The sequence below is a fragment of the Corynebacterium sp. HMSC064H12 genome (assembly GCF_001809925.1).
Classification (GTDB): Bacteria; Actinomycetota; Actinomycetes; order Mycobacteriales; family Mycobacteriaceae; genus Corynebacterium; species Corynebacterium jeikeium_D.
Map to the genome: position 1 here is coordinate 1 of NZ_KV799349.1, position 6,195 is coordinate 6,195.

Annotated in this window: 4 protein-coding genes and 1 riboswitch; of the genes, 2 read left to right on the forward strand and 2 right to left on the reverse strand. The window is 56.5% G+C overall.

Going from position 1 to position 6,195, the window contains the following annotated elements:
- Positions 1–316 precede the first annotated feature (316 nt).
- Positions 317–793: a DIP1984 family protein gene (locus HMPREF2681_RS07265; protein WP_070437789.1), complete on the reverse strand. Its 477-nt coding sequence runs from the start codon at positions 791–793 to the stop codon at positions 317–319.
- Between the two features lie 154 nt (positions 794–947).
- On the opposite strand from HMPREF2681_RS07265, the gene ppk2 reads away from it, so the two are divergent.
- Complete coding sequence (ppk2, locus tag HMPREF2681_RS07270) at positions 948–1,847, forward strand: polyphosphate kinase 2 (protein ID WP_005510168.1); 900 nt, start codon at positions 948–950, stop codon at positions 1,845–1,847.
- 267 nt (positions 1,848–2,114) lie between these two features.
- Here the strand turns inward: ppk2 and HMPREF2681_RS07275 are convergent, their stop codons facing one another.
- Complete coding sequence (locus HMPREF2681_RS07275; RefSeq protein WP_070546603.1) at positions 2,115–3,236, reverse strand: Dyp-type peroxidase; 1,122 nt, start codon at positions 3,234–3,236, stop codon at positions 2,115–2,117.
- A 209-nt stretch (positions 3,237–3,445) separates the two neighbouring features.
- Positions 3,446–3,629, forward strand: a riboswitch (cobalamin riboswitch).
- 38 nt (positions 3,630–3,667) lie between these two features.
- On the opposite strand from HMPREF2681_RS07275, the gene metE reads away from it, so the two are divergent.
- Entirely contained in the window at positions 3,668–5,977 is a 2,310-nt protein-coding gene (gene metE / locus HMPREF2681_RS07280; protein WP_070429770.1) for a 5-methyltetrahydropteroyltriglutamate--homocysteine S-methyltransferase, read from the forward strand.
- Positions 5,978–6,195: the final 218 nt, after the last annotated feature.

The window sequence follows — 6,195 nt, forward strand, 5'->3', positions numbered from 1 at the left end:
CGCCGAGCGGACACACTTTTTGCTACTTAACCCCTTTTTGCTGTGTAACTTGAGAAAGTTTTAAGTCCCCGAACCCACCCTCGTTGCATCAGACGCCTCAGCGCTTGGTAGTGAAAAATAACCGATGATCTGTACCCATGTACGCAATGACGAGGACTGTCTGTTATTAATCCTGCTGCCTCAGTACAGGTGAGATCTTTAGGTGTCCCTTTAAGGCCAGAGACAGGCCGTCGCGCTCGCCGACAATCTGGATGCAACTACCGACTTATCAAAATGTGAAATTCTTCTGGTTTCGCTACCGAACCCTGCCACTTTGCTATTCGGCCGGCTTATCCGCGGCCTCGATAAGCTCGGTTGACCAGTTCGCCTGCTGAATACGGGTATCCAAGTCCCGGTATTCCTTCGCCGCCTTGTCGGCTTTCTGGCGCAGCGACCGGATATCCACAGTGGCGACATAGCGAATCTCCGAGGCTGAGTATCGATCCCGCCGACCCGAGCCCTGATCGGCTGCGGAGGTGTAGAACCGCCGCCGTGTTAGCAGGTGGTCGCGCTTCGCAAGTGCGTCGCTAAGCGTTCCGTCCTCGAAGGCAGTAGCGGAATTCGTTGCGTTAATCGAGCGCACCAGCCATTCGAAGCGCGCCATCAGACGCTCGGCTTCGGCAATAAGCGCTTGCGGATCTTCATCAGGCGTATCGCCTTCCTGCACCTGCGCTACTAGCGAAAGACGGCGATTAATCTCAGCCAGCCGGTCGGAAACTTCGGATCGTGCGGCAAGAGCTTCGGATAACAACATGGCATTTATTGTACGCGCAGTGCTTATCGACGGTCGCTGCGTGCAGTCCCACCCCCTCAATTTCGGTAAGACGGAACGTTAACTGCTGGGAAATTGCAGGTAAGGGCACCCGCATGGGGGACGTGTGGTAGAGAAATTCAGTAGGATAAGGGGTATGGCTGACAAGAATGAAGAGGAATTCCACATCGTCGATTTGGCGAAGACCGAAGGTTACGTCGTCGATGATTCTGATGAGGACGATCCGGTACTGGTCACTCCAGACGGTGAGCGGGTTGATACCTGGCGCGATGGCTACCCGTACGAGGAGCGCATGACGCGCAAGGAATACGAGTCTATTAAGAGGAAGCTGCAGATTGAGCTTCTGAAGTGGCAGAACTGGACCAAGGAAACTGGTCAGAAGCACATCATCCTCTTCGAAGGCCGTGACGCCGCTGGTAAGGGCGGTACCATTAAGCGCTTTAATGAGCACCTGAATCCGCGTGGTGCTCGTACTGTGGCTCTGGAAAAGCCGTCGCCGCGTGAGTCCACCTCGTGGTACTTCCAGCGCTACATTGAGCACTTTCCGTGCGCTGGCGAGATTGTCTTCTTCGACCGTTCTTGGTACAACCGTTCGGGCGTTGAGCGCGTGATGGGTTTCTGTACTGAGTCGCAGCACGCAGAGTTCCTGCGCGAGGTTCCGATGCTGGAAAACATGATTCTGGGCTCCGGTATTTCGCTGACCAAGCTGTGGTTCTCGGTGACTCAGAAGGAGCAGCGCACTCGCTTCGCTATTCGCCAGGTTGACCCGGTGCGTCAGTGGAAGCTCTCTCCGATGGACCTCGCATCGCTGGACCGTTGGGGTGACTACACCCGCGCGAAGGAAGAGCAGTTCCGTTACACGGATACCGATGAGTCCCCGTGGATTACCATTAAGTCCAACGACAAGAAGCGTGCCCGCATCAACGCGATGCGTTATGTGCTGAGCAAGTTTGAGTACACGGAGAAGGACCACGAGCTGGTCGGTACTCCGGATCCGAAGATTGTTAAGCGTGGCCGCGACCAGATTGGTGACTAATTCGGTGGCTCGTAACTGACAAAATTCTTGTCTAGAGGTAACGCCCGCATGAGTGCTCAGGCACTCGGCGGGCGTTTTCTTATGGCGGGCGGCGGCGGGCCAATCCTCCTGTGGCTGGGGACCCGGGACCACCGCGAGTTAGTGACTGAGTTTATGACAAAAACGGCCAGAAATTTTGCTCGAAAGTGTCATAAACTGGGTCAGTTTCACATTTGCAGCCCGCCAGCTTTTTAGTCCGTCAGACTTTAGCCTGCCAGCTTGCAGCCTTTACCCCTCAATCAACTCCTGACCCCAGTAGGAATCTGGGGTGGTGCCAGGGGCAATCCAATACACAGCGGAGCCCATGTGACGGTTCCACTCATTGAGCAAATCGCCGCGATCCAAACGGGCCTGGATTGCGCTGAACTGGTTGTCCGGGTTCTTCTGGAATGCAACCCAGACCAGGCCAACGTTCGGTCCTTCGAATGGGAAAGCTGGCTCACCGGGCTGGTCTTCGTATGCATAGGCGCGGCGACGCAGGGCGTCGTCAGGCTGGCCATCCTGCTCACGGGACAGTGCCAAGTGAGACTGGCGGTGGATGAGGTACTCGCCCTGGTCATCGACGGCGTCCATGTCCTCTTCATCGAACTCGTCGTTGCCGCCGGAAAGAGGAGCGCCGGTGTGGAAGTCACGACCGATAACGATGGAGCGTTCGTCGGTGCTGAGCTCCTCCCAATTGTTCAAGTCGAGCGCAATACGGCGAACAACCATCACGCAGGAGTTGTTAATCGCCTTGTCCTTGGAGTCGATCCACACCTGTTCGGACCATTCATCTGGAGTGGACGGGTTGACGGTGCCGTCGAGCTGACCCAGCGGGTTGCGTGGGGTAGCGCCGTGAGGCTGCGAACCCCAGGCGTAGGAAAAGCCTTTCTGGAACCACTTCACGCGAGCCCACGGAGCCGCCTTCTTTTCCAGTAGACGGGACGCGGCCGTAACGGTGACGAGGTCATCACCGCACAACTGCAGGGCGAAGTCAGACTGACCCCACTCAGGGCGGAGCATGTCATGCTGGAATGACGGGATATCGTGCAGACCAGCCGGCTTGCGCTCTGGTTTGCCGAGGACGTCGAAGATGCGCTCACCGAAACCGGCTGTGATAGTCAGGTTTGCAGTGGCTGCGACCATTTCCGGTTCCAGATACCCCTCGATGTCCTGGCCTTGGGTGAGGCGGCGGGCAACGTCGGTAAGCGAGGAGAACAGTTCCTTCAGATCTGCTGCGTCGATGCCGTCCTTCAAATCGAATGCGACGAGGCGGAGATGTGCTTGGCCGGGCTGTTCAACGCCTGACTGGACCGGGCCATCGAACGGAATCTTGGCGCCCCTCAGGGAAGGTCCGGAAGCCTGTGTCACTCGAGGTCACTCCTTGAAAAGAGGTAGAATAAATAGCTTTTATGACTACGAGCTTAATCACTTTGGTCCCAGCAGGAGAGCATCAAAGCAAAGGCTCGGGGAGGGGGCTAAGTGAATGAGATATTTGTATATTGCGATATACTTCACATCCACAGCCGCCTCGAAGGTGTTCATTAAGGAAAGTGCTGCATATCGCACGTTTTCCGCGCAAGGTGTGTTTTGAGCCTAGCGCGCATAAGGCCTTCGAGTTATGCAGGGGAATCCCGGTGCAAGTCCGGAACTGTCCCGCAACGGTAAGCATCACTGCCAGAGCTTTGGTTTATCCGACGCGTTGATAACCAATCTTTTCAGTGATGACAAGTCCGAATGCCTGCCGGTTGTGCAATTTCATACCCGATGCTGATCACGACTGACGAGGAAATCACGAGATCATGGCAATTCACGCAACCCTCGCGGGCATTCCGCGGATAGGGCGTAATCGTGAGCTCAAAAGAGCTCTGGAAAACTACTGGCGCGACCCGGCGACCGGCGGCCTGCTGGCCGCGACGGCGCGCAACACTGTCAATAGCTACATTGGCGCAGCGCTGAAGGCAGGAATCGACTCGGTTCCGACAATTGGGCGCTCGTTCTACGACTCTATGCTGGATACATCGGCGCTGCTCGGAGTGCTTCCAGCCCGCTTCCAGAATGTCCCGAAAACGGACGGTTCCAACCTACCGGAATGGATCAACCACTACTTCGCCGCCGCTCGCGGTACGAAGACGCAACCGGCATCCGCAATGACCAAGTGGTTCGACACCAATTACCACTACATTGTTCCGGAGCTGTCAGCCGATACTGAATTTACCTCTGACCTCACTGACTGGTTGGATGATTCCTGCAGCTTAAACAATGGCGCCACCACCATGCTGCGCCCTCATTTGATTGGTCCTGTGACCTACTTGAGCCTGTCGCGTACCGACGATGATTCGAACCCACTTGGCCTTTTGGAAAAGTTGACCGATGCGTACGCGGAAATCATCGCTCAACTGGGGGATAAGGGCTTTGAGTGGATTCAGCTCGATGAGCCAGTATTGGTCACTGACCTCGATGAAGTGACTCTTGCTAGGACTCGCCAGGCCTACGAGAAGTTGGCCGGCGTGGCGGAGTCTGCGAATACCAAGTTGTGGGTGCAGACCTACTTTGGTGATGGTGATCAGGCGCTGGAAACCCTTTCTGGCACAGGCGTGCAGGCCATTGGTTGCGACCTGGTAGCAGGTAGCTTTGAGTTGCCGCATTGGACCGGCAAGGAACTGCTGGTTGCGGGCATTGTTGATGGGCGTAATGTGTGGCGCACCGACTTGGATGCAGCCCTGGCGACGCTGGAGAAGCTGGCAGTCCGAGGCCCCATCGCGGTGTCGACTAGCTGTTCGCTGCTACACGTCCCGTACTCCCTGGCCTCGGAAAACCCGAGCGAAGAAGATGCCGAGGTGCTGCAGTGGCTGGCCTTCGGGGATGAGAAAATCGGCGAGGTGACCCTCTTGGCGAGGGCGCTTGATGCCAGGTTGAATGACCGCCAACTCGATGCCGCGGATTTGAAGGCGTTGAGGGAGTCCCGGGCAGCACTGGCATCAAGGGCAGAATCGAAGCGGATTGTTAAGCCTGAAGTTCGTGAAGCTTTGGCAGCAATCGAGGAGAGCGACCGGACTCGTTCCTCGTTTGCAGCTCGCCAGGCGGCTCAGGCTGAGGCCCTTAACCTGCCTCCGCTGCCGACCACCACAATCGGTTCCTTCCCGCAGACCAATAGCATTCGTCGTGCACGTGCGCAGTTGCGCGCGGGAGAGCTCACCCCAGTCGACTACGAATCAGCAATGCTCGCTGAAATTCGATGCTCCATTGAGCAGCAGGAAGAATTGGGACTCGATGTGCTCGTTCACGGCGAACCTGAGCGCAATGACATGGTGCAGTACTTCTCGGAGCAGCTGGACGGCTATCTCGCGACCGCCAATGGCTGGGTCCAAAGCTATGGTTCCCGCTGCGTGCGGCCGCCGATTCTCTACGGTGATATCACCAGGCCAGAGCCAATGACGGTGCAGTGGTACAAGGCAGCGGCAAACATGACTGACCTTCCCGTCAAGGGAATGCTCACCGGGCCGGTGACCATGTTGGCATGGTCGTTTGTCCGTGATGACCAGCCCATCGGTGACACTGCGGATAACGTTGCGCTGGTTTTGCGCGATGAGATTGCAGATCTCGTGGCCGCTGGAGCGCAAATCGTGCAGGTCGATGAGCCAGCCATTCGCGAGTTGCTGCCCCTGAATGAAGCGGACCAGCCCGCCTACCTGAAGTGGGCCGTAGGTTCCTTCCGTCTGGCTACCTCTGGTGTGGCTGACGACATTCAGATTCACACGCATATGTGCTACTCGGACTTCAATGAGCTTATCGACACCGTCGATGATCTCAACGCCGATGTCACGTCCATCGAAGCAGCTCGCAACGGTATGCAGGTGCTCGCAGCGCTGAAAGATGAGGGATACGTTCGCGGGATTGGTCCAGGTGTCTGGGACATCCACTCGCCTCGCGTGCCGACGGACGGAGAAGTCAACCAGCTCGTGGAAGATGCGCTTGAAAGCGTTGACCCCAACCTGCTGTGGATTAATCCGGACTGTGGTCTAAAGACCCGAGGTTGGGAAGAGGTTACGGCTTCACTGAAAGTATTGGTAGCCGCAGCTCAGCAGGCTCGGTTGCAGCTAGCAGAGTAAGTCGCGAACTGCATAGCCGCAAAATAAATAGTGGGTTAAGTAGCAAAAAGTGTGTCCGCTCGGCGTGTCGCCGGGTGGGCACCTTTTGCTACTTAGCCCTACTTAGCCCCAATGCGAGTTAGTGACCTCGGTTATGGCTGGCAGCGGGCCAATGGAGTTACTGACCGCGTTTATAGCAAAAATTGTCCGAAAAATGGCTTGAAAGTGTCATAAACTCT